This window comes from Caulobacter sp. SSI4214 (assembly GCF_012184455.1).
In the GTDB taxonomy this organism is placed as follows: Bacteria; Pseudomonadota; Alphaproteobacteria; order Caulobacterales; family Caulobacteraceae; genus Caulobacter; species Caulobacter vibrioides_E.
The window spans coordinates 1-18,849 of sequence record NZ_SZWJ01000084.1; the positions used below are offsets into that span (position 1 = coordinate 1).

General features: G+C 69.3%; 19 protein-coding genes and 1 pseudogene. 16 read left to right on the forward strand and 4 right to left on the reverse strand.

What is annotated here, in order from left to right; genetic code table 11:
* Positions 1-28: 28 nt before the first annotated feature.
* The 7 genes and pseudogenes from FCU40_RS18525 to FCU40_RS18555 form a co-directional block, all read left to right on the forward strand.
* A pseudogene (locus tag FCU40_RS18525) lies at positions 29-358 on the forward strand (PUA domain-containing protein); the annotation flags it as partial.
* Positions 359-553: 195 nt separating this feature from the next.
* A complete protein-coding gene (locus tag FCU40_RS18530; RefSeq protein WP_168076937.1) occupies positions 554-2,089 on the forward strand; it encodes a UbiD family decarboxylase in 1,536 nt (511 codons plus the stop codon).
* 20 nt (positions 2,090-2,109) lie between these two features.
* Positions 2,110-3,876 carry a M14 family metallopeptidase gene (locus FCU40_RS18535; protein WP_168076939.1) on the forward strand — a complete coding sequence of 589 codons (1,767 nt, stop codon included), beginning with the start codon at positions 2,110-2,112 and terminating at the stop codon, positions 3,874-3,876.
* 90 nt (positions 3,877-3,966) lie between these two features.
* Complete coding sequence (locus FCU40_RS18540) at positions 3,967-4,368, forward strand: MAPEG family protein (protein WP_004615688.1); 402 nt, start codon at positions 3,967-3,969, stop codon at positions 4,366-4,368.
* Positions 4,369-4,406: 38 nt separating this feature from the next.
* Positions 4,407-5,738: a TldD/PmbA family protein gene (locus tag FCU40_RS18545; protein WP_168076941.1), complete on the forward strand. Its 1,332-nt coding sequence runs from the start codon at positions 4,407-4,409 to the stop codon at positions 5,736-5,738.
* The gene (locus tag FCU40_RS18550; protein WP_168076943.1) at positions 5,735-6,514 is read left to right on the forward strand and encodes a 3'(2'),5'-bisphosphate nucleotidase CysQ; all 780 of its coding nucleotides are present in this window, start codon (positions 5,735-5,737) and stop codon (positions 6,512-6,514) included. Before FCU40_RS18545 ends, FCU40_RS18550 begins: the two co-directional genes overlap by 4 nt.
* Before the next feature lie 21 nt (positions 6,515-6,535).
* Positions 6,536-6,769 (forward strand): DUF4170 domain-containing protein, encoded by a 234-nt coding sequence (locus FCU40_RS18555; RefSeq protein ID WP_165570563.1) that lies wholly within the window; start codon positions 6,536-6,538, stop codon positions 6,767-6,769.
* A gap of 13 nt (positions 6,770-6,782) precedes the next feature.
* On the opposite strand, the gene FCU40_RS18560 is transcribed toward FCU40_RS18555, so the two are convergent.
* Both FCU40_RS18560 and FCU40_RS18565 read right to left on the reverse strand, forming a co-directional pair.
* Positions 6,783-8,117, reverse strand: a complete 1,335-nt coding sequence (locus FCU40_RS18560) for a dihydroorotase (protein WP_168076945.1) — start codon at positions 8,115-8,117, stop codon at positions 6,783-6,785.
* A gap of 132 nt (positions 8,118-8,249) precedes the next feature.
* Positions 8,250-9,344 (reverse strand): glycosyltransferase family 9 protein, encoded by a 1,095-nt coding sequence (locus FCU40_RS18565; RefSeq protein WP_168076947.1) that lies wholly within the window; start codon positions 9,342-9,344, stop codon positions 8,250-8,252.
* 95 nt (positions 9,345-9,439) lie between these two features.
* On the opposite strand from FCU40_RS18565, the gene FCU40_RS18570 reads away from it, so the two are divergent.
* The 3 genes from FCU40_RS18570 (at position 9,440) to FCU40_RS18580 (ending at position 12,360) form a co-directional block, all read left to right on the forward strand.
* Positions 9,440-10,264 carry a folate-binding protein YgfZ gene (locus FCU40_RS18570; protein WP_168076949.1) on the forward strand — a complete coding sequence of 275 codons (825 nt, stop codon included), beginning with the start codon at positions 9,440-9,442 and terminating at the stop codon, positions 10,262-10,264.
* Positions 10,265-10,302: 38 nt separating this feature from the next.
* On the forward strand, positions 10,303-10,896 hold the full coding sequence (locus FCU40_RS18575; RefSeq protein WP_168076951.1) for a DNA-3-methyladenine glycosylase I: 594 nt from the start codon (positions 10,303-10,305) through the stop codon (positions 10,894-10,896).
* A gap of 174 nt (positions 10,897-11,070) precedes the next feature.
* Positions 11,071-12,360, forward strand: coding sequence for a serine hydrolase domain-containing protein (locus tag FCU40_RS18580; RefSeq protein WP_241693644.1), 1,290 nt, complete (start codon positions 11,071-11,073; stop codon positions 12,358-12,360).
* Between the two features lie 11 nt (positions 12,361-12,371).
* On the opposite strand, the gene FCU40_RS18585 is transcribed toward FCU40_RS18580, so the two are convergent.
* Positions 12,372-12,920 carry a hypothetical protein gene (locus FCU40_RS18585; protein ID WP_168076953.1) on the reverse strand — a complete coding sequence of 183 codons (549 nt, stop codon included), beginning with the start codon at positions 12,918-12,920 and terminating at the stop codon, positions 12,372-12,374.
* A gap of 127 nt (positions 12,921-13,047) precedes the next feature.
* Here FCU40_RS18585 and FCU40_RS18590 point away from each other — a divergent pair, with 127 nt between their 5' ends.
* Together FCU40_RS18590 and ccrM are read left to right on the forward strand one after the other, a co-directional pair.
* A complete protein-coding gene (locus FCU40_RS18590; protein ID WP_168076955.1) occupies positions 13,048-13,686 on the forward strand; it encodes a ribonuclease HII in 639 nt (212 codons plus the stop codon).
* 126 nt (positions 13,687-13,812) lie between these two features.
* Positions 13,813-14,889: an adenine-specific DNA-methyltransferase CcrM gene (gene ccrM, locus FCU40_RS18595; RefSeq protein ID WP_004615701.1), complete on the forward strand. Its 1,077-nt coding sequence runs from the start codon at positions 13,813-13,815 to the stop codon at positions 14,887-14,889.
* 100 nt (positions 14,890-14,989) lie between these two features.
* Here the strand turns inward: ccrM and mutY are convergent, their stop codons facing one another.
* Positions 14,990-16,039: an A/G-specific adenine glycosylase gene (mutY, locus tag FCU40_RS18600; RefSeq protein ID WP_168076958.1), complete on the reverse strand. Its 1,050-nt coding sequence runs from the start codon at positions 16,037-16,039 to the stop codon at positions 14,990-14,992.
* A 46-nt stretch (positions 16,040-16,085) separates the two neighbouring features.
* On the opposite strand from mutY, the gene FCU40_RS18605 reads away from it, so the two are divergent.
* From FCU40_RS18605 to FCU40_RS18620, 4 genes are all read left to right on the forward strand, one after another.
* Complete coding sequence (locus FCU40_RS18605) at positions 16,086-16,625, forward strand: DciA family protein (RefSeq protein WP_168076960.1); 540 nt, start codon at positions 16,086-16,088, stop codon at positions 16,623-16,625.
* 145 nt (positions 16,626-16,770) lie between these two features.
* Positions 16,771-17,394, forward strand: coding sequence for a DsbA family protein (locus tag FCU40_RS18610; RefSeq protein ID WP_004615705.1), 624 nt, complete (start codon positions 16,771-16,773; stop codon positions 17,392-17,394).
* Positions 17,394-18,002, forward strand: a complete 609-nt coding sequence (locus FCU40_RS18615) for a thioredoxin domain-containing protein (protein WP_168076962.1) — start codon at positions 17,394-17,396, stop codon at positions 18,000-18,002. The genes FCU40_RS18610 and FCU40_RS18615 overlap by 1 nt, the downstream gene beginning before the upstream one ends.
* 19 nt (positions 18,003-18,021) lie before the next feature.
* On the forward strand, positions 18,022-18,849 hold an 828-nt coding region (locus FCU40_RS18620; protein WP_168076964.1), incomplete at its 3' end, for an AAA family ATPase.

Consider the following 18,849-nt stretch of genomic DNA (forward strand, 5'->3'; position numbering starts at 1 on the left):
CTTCTGACGGCCCGTCATATAGGGCGCCGCGAGCCCCGCCGCCGCCTACAAGGCGTGGATCGCCGGCTCGCTGGCGCCCCAGGGCTGGGTCACGGTCGACGCTGGCGCCGTCAAGGCCCTGGAGGCCGGCAAGAGCCTGCTGTCGGCCGGCGTGCGCGCCATCGAGGGTCCGTTCGACAAGGGCGACGCCGTCCGCGTCCGCGACGAGACCGGCCGCGAGGTCGCCCGCGGCATCGTCCGCTATGACAGCGCCGACGCCCAGCGCATCGCCGGCCTGCGCTCGGACGCCATCGAGGCGGAACTGGGCTTCACCGAAGGTCCGATGATCCACGCCGACGACCTGGCCGTATCGGCATAAGCTCTTTCCGATTTCCCCGGCGAATGCCGGGGCCCAGATCGAACCCGCGAGCGCCGCCGGATCGTCGCGACATTGGTCGCGAAACCCCAACCTCAAGGGGTGAATCTGGCCCCCGGCATTCGCCGGGGAAATCGGGAGTTGGGGTTCAGTTCTCGAACCGCCCGGTCTAGGTTCCGCCCGTTCCCAGGAGTCCCCATGGCCTACCGATCCCTTCGCGAGTTCATCGACGTCCTGGAGGCCAAGGGCGAGCTGGTCCGGGTCAAGGAACCCGTCTCCAGCGTGCTGGAGATGACCGAAATCCAGACGCGCCTCCTGGCGACCGGCGGGCCGGCCGTGCTGTTCGAGCACGTCCTGCTGCCCGACGGCTCGCGCTCGTCGATGCCGGCGCTGGCCAACCTGTTCGGCACGGTCAAGCGCGTGGCCATGGGCGTCACCCTGGGCGGCGAGCCGCGCGAGACCGCCGGCGAGCTGCGCGAGGTCGGCGAGCTGCTGGCCTTCCTGCGCCAGCCCCAGCCGCCGAAAGGGATCAAGGACGCGCTCGACATGCTGCCGCTGGCCAAGACCGTCATGTCGATGCGGCCCGGGACAGTGAAGAAGGCTCCCGTGCAGGAGGTCGTCCTGACCGGCGACCAGATCGACCTCTCCAAACTGCCGGTCCAGACCTGCTGGCCGGGCGAGCCGGCGCCGCTGATCACCTGGCCGCTGGTCGTGACCAAGGGCCCCGGCAAGGACCGCGAGGACGACTTCAACCTCGGCATCTACCGGATGCAGGTGCTGGGTAAGGACAAGTGCATCATGCGTTGGCTGGCCCATCGCGGCGGCGCCCAGCACTACGCTCGCCACAAGAAGTCGGGAACCCGCGAGCCCCTACCCGCCTGCGCCGTCCTGGGCGCGGATCCGGGCACCATCCTGGCGGCCGTGACGCCGGTGCCCGACACCCTGTCGGAATACCAGTTCGCCGGCCTGCTGCGCGGCGCCAAGGTCGATCTCGCGCCCGCCAAGACCGTGCCGCTGATGGTGCCGGCCCACGCCGAGATCGTCATCGAGGGTCACGTCCTGCTGGACGAATTCGCCGACGAGGGCCCCTACGGCGACCACACCGGCTACTACAACAGCGTCGAGAAATTCCCGGTCTTCCAGGTGACGGCCATCACCATGAGGAAGGACCCGATCTACCTGACCACTTTCACCGGCCGTCCGCCGGACGAGCCCTCGGTGCTGGGCGAGGCGCTGAACGAGGTGTTCATTCCCCTCATTCGCCAGCAGTTCCCCGAGATCGTCGACTTCTGGCTGCCGCCCGAAGGCTGCAGCTACCGCATCGCCGTGGTGTCGATGAAGAAGGCCTATCCGGGCCACGCCAAGCGCGTGATGCTGGGCGTCTGGAGCTATCTGCGCCAGTTCATGTACACCAAGTGGGTGATCGTCGTGGACCACGACATCAACGCCCGCGACTGGAAGGACGTGATGTGGGCGATCAGCACCAAGATGGACCCGGCGCGGGACATCACGGTGATCGAGCACACCCCGATCGACTATCTGGACTTCGCCTCGCCCGAGAGCGGCCTGGGTTCCAAGATCGGCCTCGACGCCACCGACAAGTGGCCGCCCGAGACCAAGCGCGAATGGGGCCAGGAGATCCGCATGGACCAGGCCGTGATCGACGCGGTCAGCGAGAAGTGGGCGCGGCTGGGGCTGCCGGGGGATGGTAAGCCGATCTGGAAACGATTCTAAGTCTGATAGCGAGTACGAGCATGGCCCCGCCCAAAACCCCCTGGGACCAACCCTTCCTGCCGCCCGCCCTACCCTGGCAGGGCGCCAGCCAGGCGCTTCTCCGCGACGCTTCCGATCCGTGGGTGACGCCGTTCGAGGCCGACGGCGAGCATGATTTCTCGCCGAACTATGTCGACACTCGAGCGTGGTTCGACCGGCTGGAGGCCGCGTCCGACCTGGTCCGGATCGAGCCCTTCGGGACCTCGCCGCAGGGGCGTGAGATCTACGCGGTCATCGCCAGCAAGGACGGCGCGATTCTCGATCCGAAGAAGCCGCTGCTGCTGGTTCAGTGCGGCATCCACCCCGGCGAGATCGACGGTAAGGACGCCGGCATGATGCTGCTGCGTGACATGGCCTTTCACGGCAAGGACGGCCTGCTCGACAAGGTCAACCTCGTCCTGATCCCGATCCTGTCGGTCGACGGCCACGAGCGCTCGGGCCCCTATTCGCGCCCCAACCAGCGCGGGCCGCGCATCCAGGGCTGGCGCAACACCGCGACCAATCAGAACCTCAATCGCGACTTCATGAAGCTGGACCAGCCGGAGATGCGGGCGCTGAAGCGGCTGCAGGCCAAGTACCGGGCCGATCTCTATGTCGACGTCCATGTGACCGACGGCATGGACTACCAATATGACGTCACCTACGGCTTCAATGGCGAGAATGGCGTCTGGTGCCGCTCGCCAGCCATCGCCCGCTGGCTGGACAACGTGTTCAAGCCGGCCATGAACGCCAGCCTGGAGGCCGAGGGCCACATCCCGGGCGAGCTGGTGTTCGGCGTCGACGAGCGCGATCCCAAGGCCGGACTCAATGACGGGGGCCTGGGCGAGCGCTTCTCGAACGGCTGGGGCGCGGCCGCTCACGTCCCGACCATCCTGATCGAGAACCACAGCCTCAAGCCCCACGCTCAGCGCGTGCTGGGGACCTATGTGTTCATCGAGACGGCGCTGAAGCTGCTGGCCGAACGGGGCGGCGACCTGCGGGCCGCCATCGCCGAAGACAGCGCCCTGCGTCCGGCCGAGATCCCGACCAACTTCGTCCCCGACGACGAGCCGGCCTACATGCGCGCCTTCAAGGGGGTCAAATACGAACACTATGACAGCCCCGCCTCGGGCCGGAAGGAAGTGCGCTGGCTGGGCGAGGCCGATCCCGAGATCTGGAACCTGCCTTTCCACGGCTCCAAGCCGTCGCTGACCCTGAAGCGCCCGGCCGCCTACTACGTGCCGAGCTACCGGGCCGACATCATCGAGCGCCTGGCGCTGCATGGCGTGGCGCTGGAAATCCTGGCCGAGGACAGGACGGTCGAGGTCGAGATGATCCGGCTGATCGACCCCAAGCTGGCGGATCGCGCCAACGAGGGTCACGTTCAGGTCAGCGTCGACCAGGTCGCGACCGAGACCCGCGCCTGGACCTTTCCCAAGGGCTCGGCGCGCGTGTCGACCGACCAGCCGCTGGGCGATCTTGTCGTGCTGCTGCTCGAGCCCCAGTCCAGCGAGAGCGTCTTCGCCTGGGGCATGGTCCCCGAGGTGCTGAGCCGGGTGGAATATATCGAGCCCTACGCCATCGCCCCGCTGGCCGAGGCGATGATGGCGGCCGACCCGACGCTGAAGGCCGCGTTCGAGGCCAAGCTGGCGGCGGAACCCGCGTTCGCCGCCGATCCCGAGGCGCGCCTGGCCTGGTTCTACGAGCGCACGCCCTTCTACGACGACCACTACCTGCTCTATCCCATCGCCCGCGAAATCGCGCGATAGGTAGGACCAGGTTGCCGACGTCCGGCGGAAGGGCTCATATGCCGCCTTTCCGCGCGGCGGCGGAAGCGACAGACCAAGGCTTTCGACGACATGGACACGATCACTTCCGGCCACGCGGCGGCGCTGTGGGCCGGCCTGCATCTTTTCCTGCTGCTGGCGCTGTCGATGCTGGTCGTGCGCCTGCGCCAGAAGCACAAGGTCGCCCTGGGCGACGAGGGCATTCCGGAACTGGCCCGCGCCATCCGCGCCTTCGGCAACGCCGCCGAATATGTGCCGGCCGGTATCGCCGCCCTGGCCGTGCTGGCCGTGACCGGCGCCGCGCCGCTGGCCATCCACGTCGTGGGCCTGCTGCTGTTCGCCGGCCGCGTGCTCCACGCCATCGGCCTCTCCAACAGCGGCGGCGCCTCGATCCCGCGCGCGGTGGGCATGGTCGCCACTTGGCTGGCCTACATCTTCGCGGGCGTGGCCCTGTTGCTGTCGGCGATCGGGTAGCGCTTGCCCCTCCGGGGGGCGGTCGTCCATAAGACCGCATGGACGATAATCTGCTGCATGACGTGGTCGCCGCCGCGCGCAAGGCCGGGGCCGACGCGGCCGAGGCCGTTTTCGCCGAGCGCCAATCCCTGTCCGTCTCGGTCCGCCTCGGCGATCTGGAGGAGGTCGAGCGCGAGGAGGCCCGCGATCTGGGCCTGCGCGTCTTCATCGGGGCTCGCAGCGCCACCGTCTCCGGCTCCGACATCTCGGCCGAGGCCCGCGCCAAGCTGATCGAGCGCGCCGTGGCCATGGCCCGTCTGGCGCCGGAAGACCCCTATGCCAGCCTGGCGCCGTCCGAGCGCCTGGCGCGCGGCCCGTTCCCCAACCTCGACCTGATCGACCCCTACGAGCCGTCGGCCGAGACCCTGGAAGGCCAGGCCCGCACGGCCGAGGAGCACGCGCGCGCGGTCAAGGGCGTGACCAATTCCGACGGCGGCTCGGCCACCTGGTCGTCTTCGCGCTGGACCCTGGCGACCAGCGAGGGCTTCCGCGGGACCCACGCCGCCACCGGCCATTCCGTCTCGGCCTCGGCCATCGCCGGGGAGGGCGCGGGCATGGAGCGCGGCGGCGAGGGCCGCTCGACCCGCCATTTCGGCGACCTGCCGGCCGCCGGCGACATCGGCATGGAGGCCGGCCGCCAGGCCGTGGCCCGCCTGAACCCGCGCAAGATCGCCTCGACCACCGCGCCGGTGATCTTCGAGAACCGCCTGGCCATGAGCCTGATCGGCCCGCTGCTGGGCGCCATCTCCGGCCCGTCGATCGCCCGCGGGACCTCGTTCCTCAAGGACAAGCTGGGCCAGCGGATCTTCGCCAAGGGCGTCGACCTGCTGGAGGACCCGCACCGGGTTCGCGGCCTGGGTTCGGCGCCGTTCGACGACGAAGGCGTGGAGACGCAGGCCCGCGCCCTGATCGACGACGGGGTCCTGACCACCTGGCTGCTGAACACAAGCTCGGCCAAGCAGCTGGGCCTGGTCACCACCGGCCATGCCTCGCGCGGCTTGGCGGGCCCTTCCGGCGTCTCGACCCACAACCTGACGCTCCAGCCGGGCGAGAAGGATCTGGCCGGCCTGATGAAGGACGCCGGAACCGGCCTCGTCGTCACCTCGATGTTTGGGCCGTCGCTGAACGGCAACACCGGCGACTGGTCGGTGGGCTGCTCGGGCTACTGGTTCGAGAACGGCGACAGCACTGGCCCGGTCACCGAGATCACCGTGGCCGGCAACCTGATCGACATCTATGCCCGCCTGATTCCGGGATCGGACCTTGAGTTCCGGGGCGCCAGCAACAGCCCGTCGATCCTGGTCGACGCCCTGGCGATCGCGGGTAAATGAACGACCTGGACCTGATCATCGCGGCCGCGCGGGAGGCCGGCGAGCTGGCGCTCGGCGCGCGCGAAGGCGGCTTGAAGATCTGGTCCAAGGAAGGCGGCTCGCCCGTCACCGACGCAGACCTGGCCGTCGACACCCTATTGAGGACGGAGCTGACCGCCGCGCGGCCGGGCTACGGCTGGCTGTCGGAGGAAACCGCCGACGATCCCGCTCGCCTGGCCACGACGCGCCAGTTCGTGGTCGACCCGATCGACGGCACGGTGGCCTTCATGAAGGGCAAGCCTTGGTTCGCGGTCTCGATCGCCGTGGTCGAGAACGGCAAGCCCGTCGCCGCCGTCGTCCACGCGCCCGCCCTGGACGAGACCTACGCCGCCACGGCCGAGACGCCCGCCACCCTGAACGGCGCGCCGATCGCTCCCAGCGCGACCGACCGGTTGTTCGGCGCGGCCATGCTGGGCGACGCCAAGATGTTCGCCCATCCCGCCTGGCCCGAGCCCTGGCCGGACATGCGGGTCGAGACCCGCAACTCCATCGCCTACCGGGTGTGCCTCGTCGCCTCCGGCCACTTCGACGCGGCCATCGCCCTGTCGCCCAAGAGCGAGTGGGACCTGGCCGCCGCCGACCTGATCCGGCGCCAGGCCGGGGCGCTGCTCACCGACCATAAGGGCCGGGAATTCGCCTATAATCGTCCCGTTCCCCTGGTTCCCAGCCTAGTTTGCGCCAATAAGGCGCTTCACCCGTTGATCCTGTCACGTGTCGGGCATATCGAGCTGCCATAAAACCAATTCCTCGCAGGAACCTTGCTCCAAATGCCCGATAAGCAGCTGCTCCATATCGTCGTCGGCGGTGAACTGAAGGAAGTCGCCGGCAACGAGTTCCGCGACCTGTCGAAGGTCGAGTTCGTCGGCGCGTTCCCGAACTACGAAGAAGCCCACAAGGCCTGGAAGGCCAAGGCGCAGGCCACCGTCGACAACGCCCACGCCCGCTATTTCATCATCCATGCCCACAAGCTGCTGGACCCGAGCGAGGACTAAGGGCCGGGGCGCTCTACCCCGCCAGGGTCTCCAGGAACCGCACCGGCTCGCCGCGACCTTCGGCGATGACCTCGTCGTCGCGCATGACGACGATGCCGCGCACGATGGTCGCCTTGGGCCAGGCCTTGGCCTCGAAGCCGTCAAACGGGGTCCAGCCCGAACGGGTGGCCATCCAGTCATGGGTGATGACGCGGCGGGCCTTCATGTCGACGATGGTGAAGTCGGCGTCGAAGCCCTCGGCGATGCGGCCCTTGTCGGCCAGGCCGAAGACGCGGTTGACGCCATGGCTGGTCAGGTCGACGAAGCGCTCCAGGGTCAGCTTCCCGTCGACCACGTGGGTCAGCATGATCGGCACCAGGGTCTGGACGCCGGGCATACCCGAGGGCGAGGCCGGATAGGGCCGGGCCTTCTCCTCGCGGGTGTGCGGGGCATGGTCGGAGCCGAGCACGTCGGCGACGCCGGTGTCGATCCCGCGCCAAATGCCGGCAACATGCTCGGCGTCGCGGATCGGCGGGTTCATCTGAGCGAAGCCCTTGAGGCGCTCATAGGCTTCCGGCGCGACCAGGGTCAGGTGCTGGGGCGTGACCTCGACCGAGGCGACGTCCTTGTTCTGGGCCAGGAAGTCGATCTCTTCCTTGGTCGTCACGTGCAGCACGTGGATGCGCTTGCCTAGACTCTTGGCGATGCGGACCAGGCGGTGGGTCGATTGCAGGGCGGCCTGGGCGTCGCGCACCTCGGGGTGGCTGGTCCAGTCGCCGGGACGCGCCAGGCTCCGGCGCTCGGCTAGGCGGTACTCGTCCTCGGAGTGGAAGGCCGCGCGGCGATTGACGTGGCGCAGCACGTTCTCGACGCCCTCGTCGTCCTGCACGAGCAGCGAGCCGGTCGAGGCGCCCATGAACACCTTGATGCCGCAGCAGCCCGGAAGCCGTTCGAGTTCGCCCAGGAAGGCGGCGTTCTCGTGGGTGCCGCCGACATAGAAGGCGTGGTCGGTGTGCATCCGGCCCTTGGCGCGCGCCAGCTTGTCGGCCAGGGCGTCCGGATCGGTGGTCGTCGGCTCGGTGTTGGGCATCTCGAAGACGGCGGTGACGCCGCCCAGGGCCGCGCCGCGCGAACCGCTTTCCAGGTCTTCCTTCCACTCCAGCCCCGGCTCGCGGAAGTGGACCTGGCTGTCGATCACGCCGGGCAGCACGGTCAGGCCCGTGGCGTCGAAGACCTCGCCCGCCGAGGCCTGGGACAGGTCGCCGATCGCGACGATCTTGCCGTTTCGCACGCCGATGTCGGCATGGCCCCGGCCCGCGTGGTTCACCACCTCGCCGCCGCGCACGATCAGGTCGAAGGTCTGGGTCATGGGACGGCTCCTCGCGAAGGTTTGGGCGGTCGTAGGACCGGCCTTCACCCATCGCAACAAATATCCGCCGATCCTGGCGAAAGCGGGGACGTCAGTGGGGCCAGCCGGATCAGCCGCGCGAAGCCGTCACGCTCAGCTCGGGTCCCCGCTTTCGCCGGGATGAGCGGCGGCGGGGCCCGTGTCTTCAAGCGCCTCGATCATCGGTTCCTCGAAGAGGGCTTCCTCGGACGGCGCTTCGGCGATCACCGCCTCGAGAGGCGCGGTGCGGGCGAGCAGGTCCTTGGCCGCCCGGACCACCGTCGCCACCGGCAGGTCGCTCATGTGGCGGATGGTCTGGGAGAGGTCGGGGTCGATGGCCAGGAACTGATCGAAGCTTCGCGGCCCCCGCACGGCGAGGGCGTGCTCGCCCCACGGCCCGTAGCGGCGCTCGTCCGAGGGCCCGAACAGGCCGACGGTCGGGGTCCCCGCGGCGGCGGCGATATGCATCAGCCCCGAGTCGTTGCCGATGAACAGGCGCGCGCGCTTGAGGCAGGCATAGGCGGTCAGCAGGTCGACCTTGCCCGTCAGGTCGATGCAGCGGCCGCGCGCGGTGGCCATGCGCAGCTCCTCGACCATCCGGGAATCCTCGGGGCCGCCCAGGATCAGCAGACGCCCGCCCGCCATCGGGCCGTCGCGGTCCAGCAGCTGGGCGGCGGTCTGGATGAAGCGCTCGATCGGCCAGATCTTGCCGATCCAGTTCGAGGCCGGCCCCATGGCCAGGATCGGCCCCTCCCCGCCCTTCAAGAGGTCGTCGGCCAGGGCCTGGACCTCGGGCGTGATGTAGAGGTGCGGCGGCGGCGGATCGCCGTCCAGCTTCAGGGTGCGGGCCGCGTCGATCACCTTGTGGACCGGCTCGCCCGGCGTCTTCTTCCAGATCGCCCGCTTCTCGCGGCGCAGGAACAGGGCCGTGCCCGACCCCCGCAGGTCGACGATCAGGCCCCATTTCCGATGGCGCACCTGGTTCCACAGCTTGAACCAGTGGCCCTTGCCCTTGCCCTTCTCCATTACGATCACGCGGTCCAAGCCCGGCACGTGGGCGAACAGCGGCGCGGCCAGGGGCCCGGCGACGATCGTGAAGCGCGCGTTGGGGATCTGATCGGCCAGCATTTTGATCAGGCCGGACGAGAGCACCGCGTCACCGATGCGCGTCGCCGTGATGAAGAGAATCGGGAAGGCCCGCTGTGTCATCGGTCCATCTATAGGCCGCTCCTTGAGTCGGCGCATCCCACGTTAACGGTTGAGCTTTGGGCTTTCCGCGACCGAACGTCGCGGCGACTCCGGACATGGCGGCCGCGCGAGGCCGGGACTATATCGCCGTCATGAGCATCGCCGTCGCCCATCTCGCCTCTCGCGCCGTCATCGCCGTCTCCGGTCCAGACTGGAGGAGCTTCCTGCAAGGGCTGCTGACCCAGGACGTCGAGACGATCCAGCCCGGCGAGCTGCGCTTTGGCGCCCTGCTGACGCCGCAGGGCAAGCTGCTCCACGACCTGTTCATCGCCGGAACCGAGGCCGGCGCCCTGCTGGACGTCGCCGCCGCCGATCGCGACGCGATCCTGCAACGCCTGTCGATGTACCGCCTGCGGGCCAAGGTGACGCTGGACGCCGTGGACACGCCGGTCTTCGCCCTGTTCGGCGGCGCGGTGAAAGGCGAGGGCCTCTACGCCGATCCCCGCCTTTCGGCCCTCGGCGCGAGGGCCTATGGCGCGCGGGAGGCCAACGCCGACGAGGACGCCTACGAGACCCACCGCCTGGCCCTCGGCGTCCCGGGGCCGGCCGACTGGGGCAGCGAGACGACCTATCCGATCGAGGCGAACTTCGACCTGTTGGCCGGCGTCGACTTCAAGAAGGGCTGCTTCGTCGGCCAGGAGACCACCAGCCGGATGAAGCGGCGCGGGACCATCAAGAACCGGATGATGCCGATCGTCTTCGACGGTCCCGCCCCGGCCTTCGGGACCGAGGTGCTGGCCGGCGCGCTGCGCGCGGGCGAGGTGCTGGCCGGCCGCGACGGCCGCGCCATGGCGCTCCTGCGCCTGGACCGCATCGCGGACGCCGACCTGACCGCCGACGGCCGCCTGGTGCGCGTCGAGCGGCCGGATTGGCTCGTTTAGGGGCTTTTGTTCCCGAAAAGTTCTGCTAGCGTCACCGCATGATCGAGCATACGCGCTGCACCTGGAAGGGCATGAACGGGGACCCGTTCTACGAGGCCTATCACGACCACGAGTGGGGCGTGCCCGAGTGGGACAGCCGCGCCCTGTGGGAAAAGCTGGTCCTGGACGGCTTCCAGGCCGGCCTGTCGTGGATCACCATCCTGCGCAAGCGCGAGGCCTTCCGCGCCGCCTTCGCCGACTTCGATCCGGAAAAGGTCGCACGTTTCGGCGACGCCGACCGGGCCCGGCTGATGGCCGACGCCGGCATCATCCGGTCGAACGGCAAGATCGACGCGACCATCGCCGGCGCGCGGATCTATCTGGACATGCGCGAGCGCGGCGAGGACTTCGGCCAGTTCCTGTGGGACATGGTCGGCGGCGCGCCGATCCAGAACCGCTGGCGGGCCGGCGAGGTCCCCGCCCAGACGCCGCTCGCCGTGGAGATGTCCAAGGCCCTGAAGGCCAAGGGCTTCAAGTTCTGCGGCCCGGTGATCGTCTATGCCTTCATGCAGGCGACGGGGCTGGTCAACGACCACCTGGTGACCTGTTTTCGGCACGAGGCGTGCGGCGCCCTGGCCAAGCGCCCCGACTGAGACCGGCGTCGCGCGCGGGAGGACGGCGCGCGGCTTTCGCCGTTTGCCTCGCCGACACAGGCCGCCAGTAATAGGCTCTGAATCAGTTTAGAGCGCGTTCGAGCGGTTTAACCGCGCGCACTTGGACCCAACGCGCTCTGGTGATTTGCGTGTCGACGAGAAAGCCCATCCTTCGTGCCTGAACCGGGAAGCCTGCTCCAGGCCTGGAAGCCGCATTTGAAATGGGGCGTGGTCAGCGTCCTGGTCGTCGCCGCCATCGCCGGGGTGGCGCTGTCGATCCATCCCAAGCCCTCGCGCCCCGTGGCGCCGCTGGCGGTGGGCGAACCGGCCCAGCCGCTGCCGACCGCGCCGTCCGACTGGCACGGCAAGATCGGCTACAAGGCCCTGGACGCCCGGTTCAAGGTCATGATGACCGATCCGTCGATGACCGGCCTGGCCGTGGCGGTCGTCGAGGACGGGCGATTGTCGTTCGTGAAGGGCTATGGCGTCACCGCCACCCAGGACGGCCGGCCAGTCGATTCCGAGACGGTCTTCCGCTGGGCCTCGCTGTCGAAGACGGTGTCGGCGACCCTGGCCGCGCGCCTGGCTTCCGAGCGTCTGTTTTCGCTGAGCGACACCCTTGGCGGGTTTGACACCAGCCTGCGCCTGCCGGGCGACGCCCAGAACAGCCTGACCATCGAACAGCTGCTGTCGCAGCGGACGGGCCTGGGCAAGAACGCCTTCGACGGCCGGCTGGAGGACGGCGAGGACCCGGCGACCATCCGCCGCTCGCTCGCGACCCTGCATACGGTGTGTCCGCCGGGGGCCTGCCACACCTATCAGAACATCGCCTTCGACACGATCACCGAGGTGATCCAGGACCGCACCCACCAGCCCTACGCCCAGACGGTGGAAGAGCGCCTGTTCAAGCCGCTGGGCATGATCGGCGCCTCGATCGGCCAGGGCGGCCTGACCGGCGCGAAGAGCTGGGCCAAGCCCCATCGCCAGGGGCGCGTCCTGCCCCTGTCCGACGCCTATTACCGCCTGCCCGCCGCGGCCGGGGTCAATTCGACCATCGTCGACCTGGCCCTGTGGATGCAGGCCCAGATGGGCCTGCGGCCCGACGTGCTGTCGCCCTCGGTGCTGAGCGACGTCCAGCGCCCCCGCGTCACCACCATGGCGCCCTATGGCCGCCTGCCGATCGCCCGTCAGTTGAAGAACGCCGGCTATGGCCTGGGTATGAGGAGCTTCACCTACAAGGGCCATCGCCTGGTCGGTCACAGCGGCGGCGTCTCCGGCTACCGCTCGACCATGATGTTCGACCCGGCGACGCGGACCGGGATCGTCATGCTGTGGAACAGCGACGCCAACCTGCCCTTCCGCTTCCAGGCCGAGTTCTTCGACCGCGTCTACGACCTGCCGTTCCAGGACTGGCTGGAGCTGAAGAACGGCGCCTCGGCCGCCGATCCGGGCGAGGTGTCCTAGGTCTCCTAAACCTAGTCGGCCTTCGCCTCGGCGATCTCGCAGGTCTGGCGATCCCAGGGGGCGGCGACCTTGCCCAGGTTGACGGCGGCGAAGATCAGTCGGCCGCCGGGCGGGATCGCGTCCGCCACCGTCGCGCCGATGGTCCCGGCCGCCGCCGCGCCCTTGGCCATCCGGCAGCTCAGGCGCGTGTCTCGGATCGGAAAGGCCGTCGTGTTGACCACCGCCCCGGTCAGCAGCACCGCGCCGTCGGCCTTGCGAAAGGCGGTGACGCTTTCGAGGGTCAGATAGGCCTGGGGCCGCGCCTGGACGGCGGCGCGATCGGCGACCAGAGGGCTTGTCGGCGCGGGCGGCGGGGCGACCGGACGCGGCGCCGGCGACGGCGCCTTGGGCGTCAGCAGGCCGACCACCAGCGCCACGACGCCTAGCGCGCCCAGCACCATCAGCGCCCGTCCGCGCGTGGCGAAGACCGGCAGCCGCGGGCTGGGCCGAATGACGAAGCTGAGCGCCAGGACGCCGGCGATCAGCCAGACCACCGGCAGGACGTGCGAGGCGAAGGACATGCCCTTCTCTAAACCGCCTTCCGCCCGGTTTTCCAAGCCTCAAGGCGTCGAAGCCCCGGCCCAGCCCCTTCCGACCTTCCGCTTCGAGCCGCTTCCCCGCGCCCGCGAACACGCCTAAACAGCAGCCATGGCGACCGGACCGGACATGATGCTGGAGCTGGCCTGCGGACAGGGACCGGTCTGCGGGGTGGACGAGGCGGGGCGCGGCCCCTGGGCGGGGCCGGTCAGCGCCGGCGCGGTGATCCTGGATCCCGATCGCGTGCCCAAGGGGCTGAACGACTCCAAGAAGCTCTCGGCCAAGGCTCGCGCGGCCCTGGAGGAAGAGATCAAGGCCGTCGCCATCGCCTGGTGCGTCGGCATGGCCTCGATCCAGGAGATCGCCGAGCTCAACATCCTGCACGCCGCCGGCCTGGCCATGCGGCGGGCGGTCGAGGGGCTGGCGGTGACGCCGGCCTTCGCCCTGGTCGACGGCAACTACGCCTTCAAACTGCCCTGTCCGGTGAAGACGGTGGTCAAGGGCGACAGCCTGTCGTGCTCGATCGCCGCCGCCTCGATCCTGGCCAAGGAGGCCCGCGACCGGATCATGATCGAGGCCGACGCCCTCTATCCCGGCTACGGCTTCGCCGGCCACAAGGGCTATCACGCGCCGATCCACGTCGAGGGCCTGCGCCGACTGGGCCCCTCGCCGATCCACCGCCTGGGCTGGGCGCCGGTCAAGGCCGCCCTGGCCGGCGAGCTGGCCGTCAACGCCGAGCTAGATCTTTGATCGCTCGAAGATTTTGAGTCTGATCGGACTCAAAACAGCGGGTTAACGCGCCGCTAACCACGTCTGGTGACGACGCATTTACCAGCAAGACTCATGATTCCGTTCTGTTTCTTGAGGATCGGGACCATGAAGTACGGGCCGGAAACCATCATCCTGGGCGACTGCATCGAGCAGATGAACGCCCTTCCGGAAAAGTCGGTCGATCTGATCTTCGCCGATCCGCCCTATAATCTTCAGCTGGGCGGCGACCTGCTGCGCCCCGACAATTCCAAGGTCGACGCGGTCGACGACCACTGGGACCAGTTCGAGAGCTTCGCCGCCTACGACAAGTTCACCCGCGAATGGCTGAAGGCCGCCCGCCGCGTCTTGAAGGACGACGGCGCGATCTGGGTGATCGGCAGCTATCACAACATCTTCCGGGTCGGCGTCGCGATCCAGGACCTGGGCTTCTGGATCCTCAACGACATCGTCTGGCGCAAATCCAACCCGATGCCGAACTTCAAGGGCACCCGCTTCGCCAACGCCCACGAGACCCTGATCTGGGCGTCGAAGAGCCAGAACGCCAAGCGCTACACCTTCAACTATGACGCGCTGAAGATGGCCAATGACGAGGTGCAGATGCGCTCGGACTGGACCATCCCGCTGTGCACCGGCGAGGAGCGCGTCAAGGGCGCCGACGGCCAGAAGGCGCACCCGACCCAGAAGCCCGAGGCCCTGCTCTATCGGGTGATCCTGTCGACCACCAAGCCGGGCGACGTGATCCTGGACCCGTTCTTCGGCGTCGGCACCACCGGCGCGGCCGCCAAGCGCCTGGGCCGCAAGTTCATCGGCATCGAGCGCGAGGCCGAATATCTCGATCACGCCAAGGCCCGCATCGCCAAGGTCACGCCGATCGCCCCGGAGGACCTGGAGGTCATGGGGTCGAAGCGCGCCGAGCCACGCGTGCCGTTCGGCACGATCGTCGAGGCCGGCCTCTTGTCGCCGGGCGACACCCTCTACTGCGCCAAGGGCACGCACGTGGCCAAGGTGCGTCCGGACGGCTCGATCACGGTCGGCGATCTGTCGGGCTCGATCCACAAGATCGGCGCGCTCGTGCAGAGCGCCCCGGCCTGCAACGGCTGGACCTACTGGCACTTCAAGACCGACGCGGGCCTGGCGCCGATCGACGTGCTGCGCGCCCAGGTGCGGGCGGGCATGAACTGAACACCTTGTGGGAAAGGCGTCGGCGTAATCGACGGTCGGAGGGTCCCGGGAAGACCCTTCGACTGATCCGCTCGGCGGATCGCCTGCCCGCCAGGGTTCGTTAGATCAGCCGCTCGGCCGCCCGCGCCGCTTTCAGGAACACGCTGGGCAGGGCGCCTAGTCCCTCGCGCGGGGTCCAGACGAAGTCGCCCGCGCTCGCGCCCTCGGCGGCGAACACCCGCAGCGTCAGCGAAAAGTGCGTGAAGACGTGCTCGACCGCGCCCAGGTCGCGCCAGGACGCGGCGACCGGCGCGGCGGCGACCGACTCGGCGTCGGTATAGGCCTCGGCCCGCCAGTCGCTGGTCGGCAGGCCCAGCATCCCGCCCAGCAGGCCCTTGGGCGGACGGCGGACCAGGGCGACCTCGTCCCCGCGCGTCAGGACATAGGCGACGCCGTGACGGCGCGGACGATCGGCCTTCCTGGTCTTCCTCGGATAGGTCTCGGGCGCGCCGCCCTTGAACGCCGCGCACCAGGCCGAAACCGGGCAGCGGTCGCACAGTGGGCTCTTCGGCTTGCACACCGTCGCTCCGAGATCCATCAGCGCCTGAGCCCAGTCGCCGGGACGCTCGCCGGTGACGAGGTCGCCCGCCAGCGACTTGAGTTCCGGCTTGGCGTCCGGCAACGGGGTCTCGACCGCGAACAGCCGCGACATCACCCGCTCGACATTGCCGTCGACGACATTGGCCGGCCGGTCGAAGGCGATCGCGGCCACGGCGGCGGCGGTATAGGCCCCGACGCCGGGCAGGGCGCGCAAGGCCTCCTCGGTGTCCGGAAAGACCCCGTCGTGCAGGCCGGCCACGGCGCGGGCGCAGGCCAGCAGGTTGCGGGCGCGGGCGTAGTAGCCCAGCCCCGCCCACGCGGCCATCAGGTCGCCGTCGTCGACGGCCGCGAGGTCCGATACGGTCGGCCAACGCTGGGTGAAGCTCAGGAAGTACGGCGTGGCGTGCGGCACGGTGGTCTGCTGCAGCATCACCTCCGACAGCCAGACGCGGTAGGGATCGGCGCGGACGCCGGCGCGGCGGTCGGCCGGCGAGAGGCGCCAGGCCAGAGTCCGCGCCTGGCGGTCGTACCAGGCCAGCAGGGCCGAACGGAGGGCGTCGCGGTTCTTCATGCCCCTCGCCTACCGCGAAGGGCCGCCCTCATGCTAGCTTTCGTCCATGCGCCGCCCCCTGCCCACGCCCGAAGAAGCGATCGCGATCCTCCGCGCCAAGCGGACCAAACCGCAGCGCCGCCCGCCGCCGCCGGCCGGCAAGAGCCTGGCGCCGCTGCTGAAGGATCTCGAGACCCGCTTCGGTCAGGGTCCGGCCGCGCTTCAGGCCCGCTGGCGCGAGATCGTCGGCGACACGCTGGCCCGCCGCACCGAGCCCGTCCGGATCATCAAGGGCCGAGGCGGCCAGGGCGGCGCGCTGGAGCTGCGGGTCGACGGCCCGGTGGCCTCTCTGATCCAGCACCAGGCGCCGCAGATCACCGCCCGCCTCGACATGCTGCTGGGCAAGGGCGTGGTCACGCGCCTGCGCATCGTCCAGGGCCCGATCCAGGCGCCCGTCGCCGCCGCGCCCCCGCGCCCCCGCCGCAAGCCGCCGCTGGACGCGGCGCTGGAGAAGCAGCTCGCCGACAGCCTGGCCGACCAGCCCGACGGCGCGCTGAAGGACGCCCTGATGAAGCTGGGCCGAGGCGTGCTGCGCGACCAGACCTGAGCCGCCGGTCCGACGATCCGATTGACAACGCCGCCACGATCACGCTGTTGCGGAGCCTTATCGACGCCCTTTTCCGTGGTCCTCTTTGGGGGCCTAAGAATCGCGCTTAAACTTCGCCGTTCTCGTTTCGAGGAAACCACCGACCATGCGTCCCCTGACCCGCCGGATCCTGACCGCCGTCGCCCTCACCGCCTCGCTGGGCGCGCTCGCCGCCTGCGGACCCAAGGGCGGCAAGGTCACCGCCGAGGACATGACCCTGGGCAATCCGAACGCCAAGGTCACGGTCATCGAGTACGCCTCGGTCGCCTGCCCGCACTGCGCCAGCTGGAACGCCGAGGTGTTCCCGGCCTTCAAGGCCAAGTACATCGACACGGGCAAGATCAACTATGTTTATCGCGAGGCCCTGACCGGCGAGCCGCGCCTGGCCAACGCCGGCGCCATGCTGGCCCGCTGCGCCGGCAAGGATAAGTACTTCCAGGTCACCGAGGCCCTATACCGCGCCCAGCGGAACATCTTCACCAGCGGCGACATCCGCGGCGAGCTGCTGACCATCGCCCAAGCCGCCGGCATGAACGAGGCCCAGTTCACCGCTTGCCTCAGCGACGACAACGCCGCCAAGTCGGCCGAGCGCATCGAGAAGATGATGAAGGACAACAACGTCCAGGGCACGCCGACCTTCGTGGTCAACGGCAAGCGCCTGGGCGGCGAGGACGGCGGCGAACAGACCCTGGCCCAGCTGGACGCGGCCATCGCGGACGCCTCGAAATAATGGACCGGCGCGCGCTTCTCCTGTCCGGCCTCGCCGTCGCGGCCGCCCCCGAGCTGGCGCGCGCCGCTCACCTGCCGCCGCTGCCCGGCGACATGGTCCTGGGCTCGCCCAAGGCGCCGGTGCAGTTCGTGGTCTACGCCTCGGCCAGCTGTCCGCACTGCGCCCACTGGTGGACGACGGTGCTGCCGTCGGTGCGCAAGGCGTTCATCGATACGGGCAAGGTGCGGCTGGTGTTCCGCGAATTCCTGACCCCGCCCAACGAGTTCGCCGCCGCCGGCTTCATCCTGGCGCGCCGCGTCCCGGGCAAGTATTTCGAGGTGCTGACCACCATCTTCGAGAAGCAGCAAGCGATCTACGACAGCGAGCATCTGTTCGAGGGCCTGGAGGCGATCGGCAAGCAGTACGGCCTGACCGAAAAGCAGTTCAGCGACGCCCTGGCCGATCCCGTGGCGCTGAAGGGCGTCAACGACCGCTTCGCCCGGGCGATGAATGAGCAGAATATCGAGCACACGCCCACCTTCTTCGTGAACGGCGCGGAATATCTCGGCGACTTCGAGTTCGCCGGCCTGTCCAAGGCCTTCGCCGCCGCCGCCGCGAAGAAGGGCTAGGCCCCGCGGGGAGGGCCTCATGCAGTTCCAGCGCCTTCGCCTTTCGGGCTTCAAGTCCTTCGTCGAGCCGACCGAGTTCCGGATCGAGCCGGGGCTTACGGGGATCGTCGGCCCGAACGGCTGCGGCAAGTCGAACCTGCTGGAAGCTTTGCGCTGGGTGATGGGCGCCAATTCGGCCAAGGCGATGCGCGCCGGCGGCATGGACGACGTGATTTTCGCCGGCAGCGGCGGCCGTCCGCCGCGCAACCACGCCGACGTCGCCCTGACCATCGACAATTCGGACCGCACCGCTCCGGCCCAGTTCAACGACGACCCGGTGCTGGAGGTGATCCGCCGCATCGATCGCGGGGCCGGCTCGACCTACAAGATCAACGGCCGCGAGGTGCGGGCCCGCGACGTGCAGCTGTTGTTCGCCGACGCCTCGACGGGGGCCAACTCGCCGGCCCTGGTCCGCCAGGGCCAGATCAGCGAGTTGATCGGCGCCAAGCCGCAGAACCGCCGCCGCATCCTGGAAGAGGCCGCCGGCGTCTCGGGCCTGCACACTCGCCGCCACGAGGCCGAGCTGCGGCTGCGCGCCGCCGAGGCCAATCTCGCCCGGCTGGAGGACGTGGCCCGCGAGCTCGAGACCGCCCTGAACCGCCTCAAGCGCGAGGCCCGCCAGGCCGAGAAGTACAAACGCCTGTCGGCCGAGATCCGCGCCGTGCAAGGGGCGGTGCTCTACACCCGCTGGACCGAGGCCCGCGACACGCTGGAGCGCACCCAACGCGAGGCCACCGAGGCCGCGCGGCTGGTCGAGGACACCGCCCGGGCCAGCGCCGCCGCCCAGGTGGCGCTCACCGAGGCCGAG